Raw genomic sequence first — 16,667 nt, 5'->3', positions numbered from 1 at the left:
ATTTAAGACATTTATCGATTTGCACCAACCATCGACTCTCTATAAAATGCGATTTAAACTACTACTTCTCAATCTAAGGTTTATTATTTATTTTCATTTTATGCAAAGCCTCTCACTTTGTCAATTAAAAATCATCATCACTTTCAAAAAGTGCCGTCAATTCTTCACTACTTAATTGATTAATAAATGTCTCGCCTTCTTGAACGATGGCTTCCGTTAAATCACGTTTTCGCTGTTGCAGACGCTCAATTTTTTCTTCAATCGTGTTTTTAACGAATAACTTAAAGACTTGAACCGTTTTTTCTTGTCCTAAACGGTGAGCTCGATCGGTTGCTTGGTTTTGGACACTCATGTTCCACCATGGATCATAGTGAATGACAACGTCTGCACCTGTTAAGTTTAATCCTGTTCCACCCGCTTTTAATGAAATTAAAAAGACTGGTGTTTGATCGGCGTTAAATTGTTCCGTTAATTTGAGTCTGTCACTACTTTTCGTTGAACCCGTTAAGATCAGATGTTCAATTTGTTTCGCTTTAAATTCTTTAGATAAAATATCAAGCATCGACGTAAATTGAGAGAAGATTAAAACTTTATGACCCGATGAAATACATTCATCCACAAGTTCTAAACAAAGTTTTAATTTTGCACTTTCTCCTTGATAATTTTCTAAATATAAAGATGGGTCGCAACAAATTTGACGTAATCGCATTAAAAGCGCTAAAATTTTAATTCGACTACGTTCAATGCCCTGAACTTGAATTTCTTGATTCATTTCCTCTTTCATTGCATAAACCATCGCGTGATATAAATCTCGCTGTGTTTTATCCATCTCACAGTACATATTAGTTTCGATTTTTTCTGGTAACTCTTTTAAAACTTCTTTTTTCAGACGACGTAAAATAAACGGTGCCACTTGTTGATGAATACGACTTAATAAGTTTAAGTTTTCTTGTCTCATGACAGGCGCTTCATATTTCTTTTTAAATTGACTGTAAGTGCCAAAATAACCCGGTAAAATAAAATCAAAAATGGACCATAAATCCGATAACGAATTTTCAATCGGCGTTCCCGTTAAGGCAAAGCGAACTTCACTGTTAATCTTTTTGGCGGCTTTTGCATTTAACGTCGTATGATTTTTAATGTAGTGTGCCTCATCAAGAATACAATATCTAAAACGCTGCGTTTGATAGCTTTCAATGTCTCGTCTAATTAAATCATACGAGGTAATTAAAATATCGTGATGATCGCTTTTAGCAATTAATTGTTTTCTTGTGGCAGGATCACCTTGAATAATTTGTGTCTTTAAGCTTGGGGCAAATTTATGAATTTCACTTTCCCAGTTATAAACTAGCGAACTTGGAGCAACAATTAAAGAAGGTTTTTTGGTCTGTTCTTTTTCTGATAATAAAACCGAGATTACCTGTATCGTTTTCCCAAGCCCCATATCATCAGCTAAAATACCTCCCATTTGGTACTTAGCCAATGTTTTTAACCAACGATATCCCGTTTTTTGATAATCACGTAAGATGGATTCAAGCTCATTTGGCACGTTGTAATCAGCCTCATCTACGTGTTTAAATTCATCAATCATCTCATTAAAGGAATCCCCACGCTTCACATCAAGAGATTGACTCATAGTTGTTAGTTGATCAAGATACAATGCCCGATACTTAGGAATTAAGATTTCATCTTCATCAAGATCTGAATCATTTAAATTTAAATCATCAACAAAGGATGCTAACGTGTCCACATATTGATTTTTTAAATGAAGGAAGGAACCATCTTTTAAACGGAAATACTTTTTATTTTGACGATACGATGCCAAAATCTTTTTGTACTCAGAGGCACCAAACTCTAAATCTTCAAAGTTAACACTTAACCAATCATTTTTCAAATGAATTCCCACTGAAAAAGACTGTGGTTCTTTAATCTTAATCGCTTTAAACGTATCGGATGCATAAACATCACCTAACTGTTTTAACTCATGAACGCCCTCATGAATAAAGGAATAAATGCCATCTTCATCTGATAAAACATAGCTTCCATCTTTTGATTTTTCAAAAAGATATTGTTCAATCATTGCGAGTGTCTTAGCTTCTTTATTAGCATCTCTTAAAATCGTTGTATTTTGTTCAAATGAATGAGGATCATTCGCTTCAATCACCGTGTCACCATAACAAAATTGAATCTTTAAACCAATATTCCCGCGTTTTAATGAATCTAAATAAAATTTAATCGTTAACGGATACACTTTAAATTTTTCATATAAAGCATCTAAGGAAACATCTCGGACATAAGATTTAATTTTAGGCATGACTAACGATAAAAATTTGCCCATTTCTGCTTCATTTAGTTTTAATTCAAAATGAGGAGACTGAATCATTGTTTTTAAAATAGGTAAAAGTGGTTTTATAAACGATGCGCCGCAGCGATAAGCTTCTCGTTCACAAATAATATACGTATATTTTTGTCCATCCACTAGTTTAAAAGGTCCCATATTATGTGAGAAATAATAGTCATTTTTTTGTTGCGTTAATCGAAATTCAAGCTTTGGCTCATAAGGATAAAGAATGGCGTGTTCACTCATTAAGCCCTCTAACTCACATGAAATGGTTTCACGCTTATAAAGATCATAAAACTTATCTAACCAAGCTGGTGTTAAAATAATTGATCGAGTCGATTTGATAGGACCTAACGTTGGAAGTTGCTTCGCATAAATATCATATTCTTTAACGATTTCACAAATAAACTGAGCTAATGGACGTGATTGTTCATCAAAATGTTGAATCGAATGTTTAAATTGGAGTTCTTTCCCATAACTCACTACATTTTCATTCCAAATATCACTTGCTAACTTATAAATATCTCGAACAACATAAGGACGTTGATGCCCGATTGAAACTTCAAGATGAATTTCATCGAGCGATTTGACGACTAGTTTCGGATAAAGCACCACATCTTTTGTATACATCTCATAATTAAAATCAGTTGTTAAATTTGCCTCATAAGCAGACAATAGCTCATCAATTAGTCCCTCTTCTTCGTCGGCACTTGAATGAATGACTAATTTATTATGAATTTGATCATCATACACCTTCAATAAAGTGGCAATGACATGTTTACATGAGCCAAATTTAGCAGTAAACGTTCCACAATCACATTGATGATGAATAAACTGACTCTTCTCATCTAAATTAATAAGAACTTGATGTCTCTCCTCATCCTCAGTCACTTCCCCAAAGATCTGATAAAAGTCAACAGAATCATAAGTGATATAATACTGAATTTTTCCCCCACTATTATAAAATGACTGAGCACGCGAAAAAACAGCAGGATTAGCTGCACGATCTTTAATCATACTCGGGTTTAAATTCACGCTACTCACACTCCTATTTTCACTCATCTCTATATTTTACCATAAATTTCTTAACTAAGGAATGAGTGTTGTTTCGCTTTTATAAATATCGGTTATCCTCTACTTTTCATGTACAACAATTCTTCACTTATTTTATCGACCGCTGTCGAAAAACTAGGCACTTCAAGCCTTATCACAGGCGCCTTTAATCTTTAACCAAGCATTTAATGCTGTTTTTAACTTTGAATTGCCTTTCATTACTTACGTAAAATTAATAAATCTCTGTTAATTTGCCCTAAATATCTCTAAATTATTACTTTTAGCAACATTTATTTCCTGATTGATAAGGTAATCAATATAATCTTTAAGGAGGTTTAATTTTCCACTGACTAATTGATAATTCATACAAACTAAATAACGTAACACTAGCTCATCCATAGCTTTAAGGTGCAATAAAATCGCCTCAATCGATATCTCTTCACCTCTTTTAATCGGAAGATTAATTAACTCATCAATTTGTTTAAATTGATCCTCTGAAAAACACTCACCTAAAAAGTTAAGCCACTGAAGTAAATAAATTATGGGACGGACTAATAATTCATTTTGTTTTAAAAGGGAGTTATCTTTTAGCGATTTCTTATGCAAATGACAAAGGCGAAGAACAAGCTCGTAAAAATCAATCATCATTTCCTCTAGTTCCGTTTCTTCTGGTAGATCGTGCCATTGATCATTTTTTAGCGCCTCAAATCGAATTTGCTCAGATTTCACGAGTTGATCACGATCAATAAAAACGAGTCGATTAGATTGTTTTAAAAAAATGGTTTGTTCATTTTTTTCAATAAAAGTAAATTGACAGCTCCACCCTGTTTTAAAAATGACACACGAATTAAAAAAGATCTTGCTATTTTGATAAAATGAATGTTCTCTTTCCACATGCTCAACTTCATCGATTTCTTCCATCCAATCTAGATTTTTCAAAAACATCATCGGATTAGTACTCATGACGATGAATTTGTAGTTCAATTCGGATGCTTTAAAATCATCTTGATCAAGAAGTAACATTCGTATATTCTCACGTTTTAATGCCATGTGATAAATTGCCCATAGTTGTCGATTTAAAAACACGAATCCCCCTCCTTAGGCAGACATTACTACAGTCTATGTCCCTTCATCTAAAAAAAGAAATCTTTTTCAACAATAAAAAGCTTATTTTGACTTATTAACGTTAAAATAGTCCAACTAACATTGTGAAGTAAATCACAACAATACTAATTTCTCATAGTTTAATTCATATTTATATTACTTTATGAATCAACATTCGTTGTATTTTTTTATAAATCTATTATTTAGAGTTTTGTCTAATTTTTTAATTATGTATTTTTATTTTATCCAAAAAAGCTATCGCAACAGATTATGATCGGTCACGATAGCCTCTTAAACGAGCAAAATAGATTTTTGTTTTCTGTTCTTGATCTGTCAGTTTCAATTTATACGTATGATGAATAGTTGAAGAGAATGTTTGTGGTTTTGATGTTAATGTAGAAGACTTACTATCTTTCAATCGAATCATCCCATCTCTTTTTTATTTGTAAATATAGACAAATAACTATTTTGTATAGAAGTCATTTGATAAAAACTAATACCGACTTCATGCATCTAAATCTTTTACTCTTCAGAGGTTAGCTATCTAGTAATCGTTAAGCTAACACCGTCTCTCTGTCTAAAATTTATTTAAACTTCTTACTTTATCATATGCAGTTTTTTAGTTTTTGCGATGGTGATTCATACACCTAATAAAAAAACCTCAACTAAGTTGAGGTTTTTCGTTATTTGACTTTGCTTATGATTGTGGTTGATTAGATGACACTTCATTTTTTGCTTTTTTAGTATGAGGTGCTTTAAATCCAATGAATTGTTGTTCATTACGAATTTTTTCAGCCATTTGAGACATACGTTGTTGGATGTCTTTAGCTTCATCTTCTGACATTAATCCAAATTCAACATATTTATCTAATAATCTAATTTTAGCAACATTCACTTTATCATAAAGATCATAGATTTCTTTTTTCTGATCGTCAGATAAAGCATTGAATTTTTCCTGCATCGCTTTGTATTCGGCTTCCATTTGTTTAGCCATTTCATCTTTTTGCTCTTCTGTCAAAGCAGGTGGCATTTGCCCTTCTTTTGTTGCTTCTTGTGCCTGTCCTGTTAAGCCAATAGTTGCAGCTAATAACATAGCACTTAATGTTAATCTTACTTTTTTCATCTGAATTCTCCTTTCTGAATAAACCAACAGTTTTAGTTTTAACGAATTCAGCGAAAGATTGTATTCCAAGTTTTTGAAAATATAAATGGGGCTGTCTCAAAATAGATGGCCCTTGAATTAAAAATCTAAAAGATACAAAAAAAGGCAGTCCCATTCGGGACTGCTTTTTTGTATACTTTTTTTATGCGTAATCAAGAAAATATACATCAAGATTATACAACTTATTCAGCTGGATATCAACTCTCTTTAACGATGGATATTCAAGTTTATATTCCACCTCATGATCCTGTACGTTTGCTTAATCAATTATTGGAGGGATTAGATGATAAAAAATTATTAAGCACTTACTCTGATAAAGGGAGAAATTCTGTCGTACCACCGGTGATCATGTTTAAGATTTTAATTTACGCGTATATGAATCGCTCTTTTTCTTCACGAGAAATTCAGCGACTTTGTCAACGGGATATTCATTTTATCTGGTTATTAAATGGATATCCAGCGCCTAGCCATCATACGATTAATCGATTTAGAAAACATCATTTAAGCGATGGTGTCATGGAAGATTTATTTGATCAATTCATTGAGCGTCTTCACACCTTAGATGAAATTCATTTTAAAAACCTATTTATTGATGGAACAAAAATTGAAGCCAATGCCAATCGCTATTCGTTTATTTGGTTAAAATCAGTGACTAAAAATGAAGCGAAGCTCCAGGTCAAAATAGAAAAACTCCTTCAACAAGTGAATGACAGCTATCTCACTTCCTATTCATTTGATGTTAAGAATCCATTACCTGTGTTAGAGGCTTGTTTATTGAATTTAAAAGAAAAAGTCATCGAGCAATCTCTTGAATTTGTTTATGGGAAAGGGAAGCGAAAAACAGAGCTTCAACGTCAGATTGAAACACTTGAAGCATTCATAGAGAAACAAATCATTTACTTGGACTATCAAAAAATGATCGGTTCAACCCGCTCAAGTTGTTCAAAAACAGATCCGGATGCCACCTTCATGCGAATGAAAGAAGATCACATGAAAAATGGGCAACTCAAACCTGGGTATAATGTCCAGATTGGAGTTGAGGCCGAGTATATCGTAGGTGTGGGCGTTTTTCAGTCAGCTAACGATGTCCCCACACTCATTCCATTTTTAGATTCCCTGAAAGGTCGGCTTTCCAGAACGTTTAAACAAATCATTGCGGATGCTGGATATGAAAGTGAAGAAAATTATGCTTATTTGAAGGAAAACCATCAAAAAGGTTTCATTAAGCCCCTCAACTATGAAACCTCAAAAACAAGAAAATATAAAGCTCAACTGGGGAAACGAGAAAACATGACGTACGATGAACTCAACGATACCTATACGTGCGCAAATGGCAGAACGTTAAAACCGATCGAAGTTAAAATTCGAGAAAGTCAGACCGGTTATCGAAAAGAAGTCACGATTTATGAATGTGAAACCTGCCAAGATTGTCCTTTGCGTTTAAAATGTACAAAAGCGAAAGAAGGAAACTCAAAACGATTGGAAGTGTCTAAAAAAATGCTTTCGCTAAGAACAGAGTCACTTAAAAATATCCAAAGTGAAGAAGGGATTCTGTTAAGAAAGAATCGTTCGATTCAAGTCGAAGGTGCTTTTGGCGTGTTAAAACAAGATTACGGCTTCAGAAAATTTTTAACCCGTGGAAAAATTCAGGTCACAGTCGAACTATTGCTTCTATGTTTTGGATATAATGTGCAAAAATTACATAACAAAATTCAAAGCCATCGTTGCGGACAACAACTTCATCCAGGGAAAGTGGCTTAAAAAATCAGAATAGACTGTCATTTTGAAGGAAAGAAACGTCCTTCTTTTCGTCGTGCTTAAAATTAAGTCTAACCCATAAAATTAAATTTACAGACTGATTTTTTTACGATGAATAGCCAAAAAAAGGAGCATGTCGCTCCATGACTATAAAATTTTAGTCATTTTGATACAGCCCCATTTATCGACTATAACAACCTGTTTTTATTTCATTAATATAAGCCTCTTGATCAGGCATTTTAGATGCTAATGCTTGTGAAATAGCTTTTTCACGGTCATACTTCACGCGGCAAAATTGAATGGAAAAATCCGCTTCTTCCTGACTGTGTAATTTTCCTTCTAAAATTACATAAGCAGCCATCGGAATAAAATCACATGAATTCCCCACACTTCCAACATTAAATATCATACGGCCTTGATCAATATGTTGCAGATACCCTTCATGAATATCTCCATAACCAACGACATCTGATTTTAAAGTCAATGCTTCGGTTGAAGGAAGTTGTGGAACTTCAAATAGCGCTAATCGTTCACTTAAAGGCGAGGTTTGATAAACTCGGCGAAAGACACTATGCGGATTCGCATGAAATAAGCGAATGTATTTCCCACTCAGCCAAAAACCAGTGACACCAGGTAAATTTCTAATTAACGATAAATAGTGATCTCCTAATTGATCACGATAAAATTTAATAAAGTCCGTTTCTTTTGTTTGAGGATCGGAAATAAATTCTTCCCAATTCCCCTTAATAATCACATGGCAATGATCTAAACATTGCTCAAGCACTTCCATTGAATGTGGCCCTTTTCCAATCATATCGCCTAAGCAAATAATCTGAGAAATTCCTTTATCTTTAATATCCTCTAATACCGCTTCTAAAGCAGGCAAATTACCATGAATATCTGAAATAATGGCTATTTGATCAAGCTTAATCATTTTTATTCTCCTCCCAAACGTCTTGTGGCATGAGATCGACAACGACAATCTCAGGTCGATTAAATAATCGTAAACGCCCTAATCCTCGACTCACAATCATCTTCATTTTCCCAATCTGATAGACACCGGCACTGTATTTCGGAAATAACGTTCGTTCAGGTGATAATACGCCACCTATGAAAGGTAATCGAATCGCTCCTCCGTGAACGTGACCACAATACACCTGATCAAATCCATGTGCTTCATATAAAGAAGCTAAAAAAGGATTGTGTGCTAATAAGAGGTTAAATTCATCTAAATTAAGATCAGGTAAAACATCATGAAGATGCTCAACTTTTTTCACATTTGCTTGTTTTTGAATGGACTGAGGAACTGCATAATAGTGGGCTAAGGGAACCGTAAAGCCACACACATTAATGACCTCATCGTTAATGATGACTTGTCGTTGTTCATTATTTAAGAGATGAACACCTAGTGCTTCTAAAGATTTCAAATAATCTTCATACCAGCCTGTTTGGCGATTGAGTTCATCATATCTTGCTGTAATTTCGTGATTGCCTTCAACATAAAAGATGGGATACTGATCAATCAGCGACTTAACGACATTTAAAAAGACCTCTCCATTTTCATCTGTTGAAGTAATCATATCGCCTGTTGTCACGATAAAATCAGGATTCAAGCGCTTAATCCTTTGTATCAGTCGACGATTTTGATGTCCAAATGACTTTGAATGTAAATCCGATAAATGAACGATTCGAATCGGTCCTTTCGTTAAGCGTAGTTTTTTTGTTTTTAATGGATAAAAAGAGGTTGAAAACAGTTCTTGTTCCCCATAACAAAATAAAATAATTAGTAGTAAATAAACTATTAGCATATCTTCCGTCTCCAAATGATTCATTAGCTAGTAGAAAAGTCATCATTTGGATAAACGTCTCTCCTTTCTTCTTAAACTTAACGCTATAACAACATCGAAATCAGTCGATAAATCGCTTCTTCTATACGAATGATTAATGATTTTTCACGTTCATATGTTTCATCGACGATGCGGCAATTGTTCACATCTTTGTGAAACTGATAAACAACCTGATCCGTCAATTCTTTATCGTAAATAAACGCATTAATTTCGTAATTAATTTTAAAACTTCGTTGATCAATATTGGTTGATCCAACAGTGCAAATTTCATCATCAATAATTAAATTTTTAGAATGTAAAAAGCCTTCATATAAATACACTGTAATGTTCGCTTCTCTTAATTCTTTAATATACGAAGTTGTTGTTCGATGAACATAATGATGATCCGCAATCGTTGGGATCATGACCTCTACTTTTACCCCTGAATAAGCAGCAATTTTTAACGTCTCTAAAAATAACGAATCTGGAATAAAGTACGGTGTTTGAATTCGAATTGACGTTGTTGCCACTTGCATCATTTTAATAAATGCCATCTTGATATCATCGGTTGGCGTATCAGGTCCTGCTGAGACAATTTGAATCGGACAAGGCGTCATGACTAAGGAAGACTTATAATAGTGATTAAGTTGTTCTTTAATATGCAGTTCGTCTTTATCGTCTTCACAAACTAATAAGTAATCTTTAATGAAGCGATACTGTAAATCAGCGACTGCTTCTCCGACTAATCGAATATGACCGTCTCGCCAAGGAGCATATTTAGGATCTAACGACATATACTCTTTACCGATATTCATGCCACCTAAATAGCCAATTCGCCCATCAATCACCACAATTTTTCGGTGATTTCGATAATTATAATTCAATCCAATTAAGCGAAAAGTTGGGGGATGAAAGTGATAAACATGTCCACCTGCTTCGATGATTGGTTTAAAATAGTTTAAACGCGTTCCAAAGCAGCCTGCACTATCATAAACTAACCGAACTTCAACGCCTTGAGAAGCTTTTTGTGTCAACAAGTCAATCAGCTTTTCTCCTACTTCATCCTCACGAACGATGAAATATAATAAATGAATCGATTCTGTTGCTTGTTCAATATCAGCAAATAATTGTTTATACTTATCTTTTCCATTTGAAAAGTACATCCAATCATGAAACATATACAGTTTACTTCCGTTATAAATTTCATTAAAGGCAATGACCGAAGCAACTGAATTATTAAATGATCGAGAAAACGTCCGAGTTTGTTTTTGTTCGTGATATTCATTTAAAAACAACGTCTTCTTTTTAGGAATCGGTGTTCGTTCAAATAATTGATACATGACAAATCCAACTGGGGGAAGAAAGATTAATAATAAAATCCAAGCTAATAACAAAGCTGGTTCTTTTCTTTTATAAAAAATTAAGATCCAAATCAGTATCAAGTTAATCGTTCGAAAGATGATAAAGAGCCATGTGATCATGAGTGGTCCTCCAATAAGCTTAATGATTTCATCTTTTGAGTTCATTAAGCGATAATAGATTTCCCCCTACTTCCCCACATTTAATTTAAAAACAAATACCCAAAAGCATAACCCGCATAAATGAACACTAAGTTCCAAATCGTAATTCCAAGGACAGAATAAAAACTAAAAGAAACAAAATTCATTCGGACTGTCCCCACAGTCAGCGAAATTAACGTTCTTGCTACTGGAATTAAACGTGCTAAAAACACCCCTTTATTTCCGTGTTTTTCAGTATAACTGACGGCTTTATCAATAGAAGGTCGTAATTTTTTATATTTTTTATAAAATTTTTCAAGTACGGAATGACCTAAGAAAAAGCCGAGAAAGTATAAGACATAACTTCCAAGTAATCCTGCGATGACAGAGACAATTAACGCCATCCCAAAGTTCATTCCATGACTAGCAATTAAAATTCCCGCTGCTGGCATAATAATTCCTGCGGGTAAGCCAGGTAAATTCATATACTCTAAGAAAACAATGATAAACATAAAGAGTAATCCATACTCCGTAAAGTAATTTAAGATTGTCTGAATATTTTCCATTTCTACATCATCCTTTTGCTATTCATTCATTTATTATTTCACAACATCTAAAAAACATTCAATCAGATAGGATAGAAATATTGGTATAAATTATGTAAAAACAAAAAGAAGTCCAACATCACTCGATTTAGACTTCTTTTAGTATTACATTCGATGCGTAAATTCATAAAACCAACCGACAACATCTGAAATGACCGTTGTATTTAACGTATAGACGACAAATTGACCCCGTTTTTCACTTTGTATTAAATCCGCATTTTTTAAAATATTTAAATGATGCGTAATCGACGGCTTACTCATATCAAAACAGGCCGCAATTTGTCCCGCTGTCATTTCTCCCTTATTTAACTTTTTTAAAATCGTTCGTCTTGTTGGATCCGCTAGTGCTTGAAATGCTTTATTCATGTTGTCTTCTCCGTTGCTTCTTTTAGCAAACGAGACCTGCCTCCTTTTTTAAAAACTAAATTTATTTTTCACTACTCAAATCTTCTTGATAAAATTTGGCTTGTTTTAACATAAAAATCATGAAACCAATGGCGTAAAGGGTAACAAATCCTTCAATCCAATATAAATTTAAAAATCCTAGCTGTGCAAAGACCGCTTTGAAGTCTAAGCATGCATGAATGAAAATGGCCATTGCGTAATAATAGTTTTTTCTCTCACGAATGGCTTTAAACACGAGAACAGACAGTCCGATTTGAATGATTAATGTCATCAATCGTTCATAACCAGCTAAGCTAAAAAGAAGCGGTGACGTTTGTGTTAATTGCGTGACAATTGTCTCTTGAAGCTCTGCTTCTAGCCCTAACTTTTCAACAAGCCCTTGATTGATCATTAATGATAATACTAAATTATTCAAATAAGTCGTTCCCACGATTAACATGGCCTCTATTCCACCGTGACCCAGTCCATAGCTTAAGCTATCTTGAAAACGTGTTTGTTTTTTTAAGATCCATTTAAAACTTACATAACGCGCCGTTTCTTCTAAGATTCCAGCCATTAATCCTCCATATAAAGCATATAGCCATGGATGAGTCGCAAACCATTGAATCGTTGTTTCGTTATACATTAGAAAATAAGCATGAATAGGTGCTTCAATAACTTGTGTCGCCACAATGAAGGTAATCATTCCCACTAAGAAACTTTTAAATGAGGCGTGATAGCGACGACGAACGCCCCATAATAAAAGAATTGGCACGACAAAACAAATTAAAAGTGTGATCCCCATGCTAATCATTGATAAAGTACTAACCATATACTCCCCCACCTCATCATAAATCCTTCATCACACGCTTTTGTAAGCTTGATTTAAACCTTTTGTATATAAAACAGAGCTTTCTTTTACAGCGTTTAAAGGATTATTTTAAAATCTTTTCGTATGACTTTTCCGTTTCATTTTCCCCCACTTTTTTAAATCCACAGGACTCAAAAAGTCGTAATGATCTTTCATTATAATGATAGATGGCTGGAACTGAAATTTTTGTCATTCCAAGGCTTTTTGCTCGTTTTAATAATGTTTGAATGACCAATTTACCAATGCCCTGTCCCCAGTAAGCTTCTTCTCCGATGGCAATGGGTAGGTTTTCTTCCCATAACGTCACATCGCCAATGGCTTTAAAACGTCCATCTTCTTTTACTTCAATAAAATAAAGCTCGCCTCTTGTACTTAAGTATTCATACATATTATAAATATGATTTAACTCATAAGTTTGATGTTTCACACCTTCTGATAAATACATCACTTGTTGATTTTGATACCAGGGATAAGCTAAATCCCAGTCTGTTTTTTTAGGTGTTTTTAATCTTAAGGTGTCATTAATGTTAATAATTTCAGGTTGTTTCATGATGCGCTCCCCCCTCTTTTTTAAGTATATCACATTTTTAATTTCATTTTTTCTCCAAATCACTTCCTTCTTTATTTTTTTCCTGTCCCTGTTTGACTAACTGTAAAAGACTGACGATCTCGTTAAACTCCGCTTCACTTAATTCATCAAAATGATGAAGTCGTTCTAAAAGTTCCGTTACATATTTAGGTTGATGCTCATTCACCCGACGATTTAAAAAGTAGCTGGAGATCGTTCCGGTAAAAAGCCCTATAAATCCAATCCCACTCATCATACTCAAACTTGCGATAATACGTCCTAATCCTGTTTTAGGAACAATATCCCCATATCCAACCGTCGTTACGGTCACAATGCTCCACCACAAAGCATCTTTAAAGGGCATCGCTTCAACTAATGAGACTCCACCCGCCCCAAGTAAAATCACGATGAGAGTAATTCCTGCGACATAATGAAAATTATTCGTTCTAAAAAACACGCCGATCCGCTTAGAAACATTACTTAACATCGCAGCGGCACGCAACACCTTCATAAAGCGAAACAAAGGCATAACCTCTACCACTCGAATCAACCGAAGCAAGCGAAAGGCTGAGAAATAAGGAATAATGGTTAAGACATCAATTTTGTTTTCTTTAACAAATGTAATCTTATGCTCACTTTTCATTAAGCGATAGATGTAATCAATTAAAAAAAACAACCACATTAACACGTCTAACACATTAAACACTTGGTTCGTTTCCGGGGATAAATTCATGGTTAATTGCATGATGGTCATCACCACCACAATTAATGAACAAACAATAATACTAAATTGATATACGTTATTTTTACTCATAAATCTACCTCGTCATTTCGATTTATGTTTAGTATGAATCAAACGTATTTCAATTATGAAAAAAGTGATGCCTTCTGTGCATCACTTCTTTTTGATTCATTTACTTAGAAGAAGAATCTTCTATCACCTCTTTTAGCCACTCATAAATTTCTTTTTCATCATTTGTTGAAAAGTAATGGGCTGATTCCTCTAAAAGCAAGAATTCTTTTTGAGGGGCTTGAAGTTTTTCTAACCATGTTTTTAGTAACTCAGTTGAGCAAATATAATCATTCACACCGCTTGCAAAATAAACAGGAATGTTTACTTCATTGACTTCTTCTAATAAATTCACGTGCTGAAGTTCTTCCCAATACTCACTTTTATTTAACATCTCATGAGACGCTTGAATTAACGTGTCATAAACTTCTGATAACGTCAAATCAGGAGAAGAAAACACTTGTAAAATCCAACTTAACACATTTACATTGGGTAGTCCGTCCGTCCACTTTGCGTAAGCATTACTTTGATTCATTAGTTTTTGAAATTTTTCATAAACACTCGCTGATTGATAAGGGGGTTCCCCAATTTGTTTTAAAGCAAAGGCTAATTCCGTTTCTCCCTCCATCCTAAATTCTTCAATTAACCAATGATAAAGCTCTTTTTCAGATAAACTTGGGCTTAACACTTGAGACAGTCCTATATAAGCGTGTAGCTGATCTGGAATTTTCTCTGCTAAACGTAATCCGAGCACACTTCCCCAAGTATAGCCAATTAAATAGATTTTGTCTTGTTTAAAGGTATCTCTTAAGTAATCAATTAATTCCACGGCATCGGTTTCTAGTTGCGCATAGTTTAATGATTCAATCTCTTCTGTTTCGCTATATGTTTTTCCTGATCCTCGTTGATCCCAATATACAACTGTACAATGTGAACTCAACGTTTCTTGATAATTTCGACCACTGATTCCATAGGGAACTGCAAGTCCTGGGCCTCCATGTAAAAATAAGCAAACCGGTTGATCAAGACGCTTTCCTTCAATCGCGATATACTGCTTCATCCCTCCAAGCGTCACCTCTTGGACTTCACTAGTGCCCCCTTGATCCACCATTTCCTGTGCAGATGATAGAACAGACTGTTGTAATAAGTGACGCCAAACAAATAGGCATCCTAGAACTAAAAATGCAATGATTATCATTATTCCTAATAAACGTACGACTAGTTTTTTTATCATCTTTTTCATTGATTCTCTCCTTTTAACTCTCTTTTTGAAGCGTATGAAAAAAAGGAGAATAATATGATAAAAAGCCGTTCTAACAAGTAGAACGGCTTTTATTAATTTTTAAAATTTAACTCATCAAATTCTTTTTGATGTAAATGCTTAAACTGTCTAATTAAACATATGAGGGTAATGATAATGGCTAATGTATCTGAAATCGGTTGAGCTAGCCACACGCCATCTAATCCCATAAAGCGAGGTAAGACAAGAATAAGCGGAACTAATAAAATAAGTTGTCGAAGTAAACTTAAAACAATGGCTAAACGAGCTTTTCCAATAGATTGGAAAAAATTCGAGCCCACAATTGAAACAGAGACAAAAATTAGCATAAACAAATAGATTCGGATGCCTCGAATCGTAATCTCCATGAGTTCAGGATCCGAGTTAAAGAATGAAATAATCGTCGCGGGAAAGAATTGAACAACAATGAATCCAATCGCTAAAATAAACGTTCCAAAGCCTAGTGAGATTAAAAAGGTCTCTTTCACGCGTGAATACTGTTTAGCGCCATAGTTATAACCAATAATCGGTTGCGATCCTTGGTTAAGTCCAAAGATCGGCATTAAAAAGATGAGAGAAATCGATGAAATGGTCGCCATCGCTCCAATGGCTAAATCGCCTCCATACGTCTTTAAGGCATTATTCGCAATGACTTGAACAAAACTAGTCGCTAGTTGCATCGCAAAAGGAGCTGAACCAATCGCTAAAATCATTCGAACTAACGCGGCATCTAATTTTAGGTCACTTGGTTTAAATTTCAAATTGGATTTTTTCAAAACGAAGTAAAGAAGAACCCAAATCGCAGTGACAAATTGCGAGATAACCGTCGCAATCGCTGCTCCTTTAATTCCCCATCCAAACTTAAAAATTAAGATCGGATCTAAAACAATATTAATGGCACACCCTACAATCATCGTTAAGGCGGCAATCATCGGATTTCCATCTGCACGGATATTACTGTTTAATGAATAACCTAACACACTAAAAATGGTTCCCATTAAAATAATGGTGATATACTGATTCGCATAAGGAAGTGTTTGTTCACTTGCTCCAAACGCTCTTAAAATAGGCTCTTTAAATCCTAATCCAATCGCGGTAATGAATAGGCCAATTATCACGGATAACGTGATATTATTTCCGATGATTCGCTCAGCTACTTCGCGTCTACCTTCACCAAGCTTAATAGAAATGTTCGCCGTGCTTCCAACTCCAACGAGCATTCCACACGCTAAGATAATTGTAGAAATTGGCATGGTAATTCCGATTCCTGTAATAGCGAGCGATCCTTCTTGTGGAATATTTCCGATAAAGACGCGATCGACAATGTTATAAAGGGCATTCACTAACATTCCGGTAATGGCTGGCACTGAATATTGAATTAATAATTTAGTAATTGATTTCGTTGCTAATTCCTCTTGATGTTTCAA

15 protein-coding genes and 1 other annotated feature (1 of these 16 cut by a window edge) are annotated in these 16,667 nt (G+C 34.4%); of the genes, 1 reads left to right on the top strand and 14 read right to left on the bottom strand.

The window, feature by feature from the left end; translation table 11 throughout:
* Positions 1 to 85: a binding site (T-box leader), on the bottom strand (it extends 129 nt beyond the left edge of the window).
* A 39-nt stretch (positions 86 to 124) separates the two neighbouring features.
* The 4 genes from JRC48_RS02895 to JRC48_RS02880 form a co-directional block, all read right to left on the bottom strand.
* Positions 125 to 3,376, bottom strand: a complete 3,252-nt coding sequence (locus JRC48_RS02895; RefSeq protein WP_235070376.1) for an SNF2 helicase associated domain-containing protein — start codon at positions 3,374 to 3,376, stop codon at positions 125 to 127.
* Positions 3,377 to 3,640: 264 nt separating this feature from the next.
* Positions 3,641 to 4,480 carry a hypothetical protein gene (locus JRC48_RS02890; protein ID WP_235070375.1) on the bottom strand — a complete coding sequence of 280 codons (840 nt, stop codon included), beginning with the start codon at positions 4,478 to 4,480 and terminating at the stop codon, positions 3,641 to 3,643.
* Positions 4,481 to 4,766: 286 nt separating this feature from the next.
* On the bottom strand, positions 4,767 to 4,925 hold the full coding sequence (locus JRC48_RS02885; RefSeq protein ID WP_235070374.1) for a hypothetical protein: 159 nt from the start codon (positions 4,923 to 4,925) through the stop codon (positions 4,767 to 4,769).
* Positions 4,926 to 5,195: 270 nt separating this feature from the next.
* Entirely contained in the window at positions 5,196 to 5,621 is a 426-nt protein-coding gene (locus tag JRC48_RS02880) for a DUF2680 domain-containing protein (protein ID WP_235070373.1), read from the bottom strand.
* A gap of 183 nt (positions 5,622 to 5,804) precedes the next feature.
* Here JRC48_RS02880 and JRC48_RS02875 point away from each other — a divergent pair, with 183 nt between their 5' ends.
* On the top strand, positions 5,805 to 7,421 hold the full coding sequence (locus tag JRC48_RS02875) for an IS1182 family transposase (RefSeq protein WP_235070372.1): 1,617 nt from the start codon (positions 5,805 to 5,807) through the stop codon (positions 7,419 to 7,421).
* A 178-nt stretch (positions 7,422 to 7,599) separates the two neighbouring features.
* On the opposite strand, the gene JRC48_RS02870 is transcribed toward JRC48_RS02875, so the two are convergent.
* From JRC48_RS02870 to JRC48_RS02825, 10 genes are all read right to left on the bottom strand, one after another.
* Positions 7,600 to 8,352, bottom strand: coding sequence for a metallophosphoesterase (locus tag JRC48_RS02870; protein WP_235070371.1), 753 nt, complete (start codon positions 8,350 to 8,352; stop codon positions 7,600 to 7,602).
* The gene (locus tag JRC48_RS02865) at positions 8,345 to 9,226 is read right to left on the bottom strand and encodes a metallophosphoesterase (RefSeq protein ID WP_235070370.1); all 882 of its coding nucleotides are present in this window, start codon (positions 9,224 to 9,226) and stop codon (positions 8,345 to 8,347) included. Before JRC48_RS02865 ends, JRC48_RS02870 begins: the two co-directional genes overlap by 8 nt.
* 83 nt (positions 9,227 to 9,309) lie before the next feature.
* Entirely contained in the window at positions 9,310 to 10,725 is a 1,416-nt protein-coding gene (gene cls, locus JRC48_RS02860; RefSeq protein ID WP_235070369.1) for a cardiolipin synthase, read from the bottom strand.
* 80 nt (positions 10,726 to 10,805) lie between these two features.
* On the bottom strand, positions 10,806 to 11,309 hold the full coding sequence (locus JRC48_RS02855; protein WP_235070368.1) for a DedA family protein: 504 nt from the start codon (positions 11,307 to 11,309) through the stop codon (positions 10,806 to 10,808).
* Between the two features lie 144 nt (positions 11,310 to 11,453).
* Positions 11,454 to 11,714, bottom strand: coding sequence for an autorepressor SdpR family transcription factor (locus JRC48_RS02850; protein WP_235070367.1), 261 nt, complete (start codon positions 11,712 to 11,714; stop codon positions 11,454 to 11,456).
* Positions 11,715 to 11,775: 61 nt separating this feature from the next.
* Entirely contained in the window at positions 11,776 to 12,564 is a 789-nt protein-coding gene (locus tag JRC48_RS02845; protein WP_235070366.1) for a YhfC family intramembrane metalloprotease, read from the bottom strand.
* 103 nt (positions 12,565 to 12,667) lie between these two features.
* Complete coding sequence (locus tag JRC48_RS02840) at positions 12,668 to 13,153, bottom strand: GNAT family N-acetyltransferase (RefSeq protein WP_235070365.1); 486 nt, start codon at positions 13,151 to 13,153, stop codon at positions 12,668 to 12,670.
* Positions 13,154 to 13,196: 43 nt separating this feature from the next.
* Positions 13,197 to 13,985 carry a potassium channel family protein gene (locus JRC48_RS02835; protein ID WP_235070364.1) on the bottom strand — a complete coding sequence of 263 codons (789 nt, stop codon included), beginning with the start codon at positions 13,983 to 13,985 and terminating at the stop codon, positions 13,197 to 13,199.
* 100 nt (positions 13,986 to 14,085) lie between these two features.
* Positions 14,086 to 15,204, bottom strand: coding sequence for an alpha/beta fold hydrolase (locus tag JRC48_RS02830; RefSeq protein WP_235070363.1), 1,119 nt, complete (start codon positions 15,202 to 15,204; stop codon positions 14,086 to 14,088).
* Between the two features lie 92 nt (positions 15,205 to 15,296).
* Complete coding sequence (locus JRC48_RS02825) at positions 15,297 to 16,667, bottom strand: MATE family efflux transporter (RefSeq protein ID WP_235070362.1); 1,371 nt, start codon at positions 16,665 to 16,667, stop codon at positions 15,297 to 15,299.

Source organism: Turicibacter sp. TJ11, assembly GCF_021497505.1.
Taxonomy (GTDB): Bacteria; Bacillota_I; Bacilli_A; order MOL361; family Turicibacteraceae; genus Turicibacter.
Note: the sequence above shows the minus strand (reverse complement) of the source record. Positions and strands in the feature narration are given on the sequence as shown.